Origin of the sequence: Actinosynnema sp. NPDC049800, from assembly GCF_040656635.1 — a bacterium.
Lineage (GTDB): Bacteria > Actinomycetota > Actinomycetes > Mycobacteriales > Pseudonocardiaceae > Actinosynnema.
Genome location: NZ_JBFAMT010000056.1, coordinates 25,804 through 27,125, shown reverse-complemented (window position 1 = coordinate 27,125; position 1,322 = coordinate 25,804). Strand labels below are relative to the sequence as shown.

Annotated in this window: 1 protein-coding gene; it reads right to left on the bottom strand. The window is 73.1% G+C overall.

Annotated elements, in window-relative coordinates; all coding sequences use genetic code 11:
• Window positions 1–49: 49 nt before the first annotated feature.
• Window positions 50–1,300: a beta-ketoacyl-ACP synthase II gene (fabF, locus tag AB0I91_RS37290; protein ID WP_499641064.1), complete on the bottom strand. Its 1,251-nt coding sequence runs from the start codon at window positions 1,298–1,300 to the stop codon at window positions 50–52.
• Window positions 1,301–1,322 lie beyond the last annotated feature (22 nt).

Genomic DNA, 1,322 nt, shown 5'->3' with positions numbered 1-1,322 from the left:
GTCCCTGGTCCTCCCTAGCCCTCGTCCCGTGGTCCCGGCCCGGGATTCCCTAGCCCTGCCACCGGCGCAGCACGACCACGGCGTTGTGCCCGCCGAAGCCGAAGGAATTGCTCATGACCACGTCCACGTCGTGCGCCTGCGCCTCGTGGGCGACGAAGTTGACCGCGCGGTCGATCGGCCGGTGGCAGTTGATCGTCGGCGGCACCAGCCCGCGGTTGATCGCCATCGCGCCGACGATCGCCTCCACCGCGCCCGCCGCGCCGATCATGTGGCCGGTCATGGACTTCGTGGAGCTGATCGGGACGCGCTCGGCGTGCTCGCCGAACACCGCGCGGATCGAGTCCAGTTCGGACTGGTCGTTGAACACGGTGCTGGTGCCGTGCGCGTTGACATAGCCGACGTCCTCGGGCGCGAGGCCCGCGTCGGCCAGCGCGCCGCGCATGGCGGCCCGCGCTCCCCGGCCCTCGGGGTGCGGCGCGGTCCAGTGGTGGGCGTCGGACGTGGCGGCGTAACCGGCCACCTCGGCGAGGATCGTCGCACCGCGCGCGAGCGCGTGCTCCTCGGACTCCAGCACGACGATCCCGGACCCGGAGGCCATCACGAACCCGTCGCGGTCCTCGTCGAACGGCCGGCACGCCTCGGTGGGCGCGTCGGTGCGGGTGGACAGCGCCTTGGCGTTGCCGCTGCCCGCCAGGTCCACGCGGGTGAGGATGTTCTCCGCGCCGCCCGCGATCACCGCGTCGACCACGCCGTAGCGCACCCAGCGGGCCGCATCGCCGATGGCGTCGGTGCCGGTCGCGCACGCGCTGCTCACCGCCCGGGTCGGGCCGGTGACGCCGAACGCCAGGCTGATCTCGCCCGCCGCGCTGTCGATGGCGCCGGTGATGGGCGCGAACGGGCTGACCGCGCGCGGCCCCTTGGCGTTGAGCGCCACCACGTGCTCGCCGAGGGACTGCATCGGCCCGTAGCCGCTGCCGATGAGCGCGCCGACGCGGTGCGCGTTGTCCTCGGTGATCTCCAGCTTGGCCGTGCCGACGGCCTCCGACGCGGCGGCGAACGCGTACCGCGCGTAGGGGTCCATGCGGCGGAGCTGCTTGTGGTTGAGGTACTTCTTCGGCTCGAAGCCCTTGACCTCGCCCGCCAGGTCGGTCGGCAGGTCGGAGGCGTCGACGACGGTCACGTTCCCGATGCCGCTGCGCCCGGCGACCAGCGCGTCCCACGTCTCGTCGGCGGTGAGGCCGACCGGGGACACCACGCCCCAGCCGGTGATGACGACCCGCCTGCCGTGTCGTTCAGCCATGTGCTGCTCCTCGCTCCAGTCA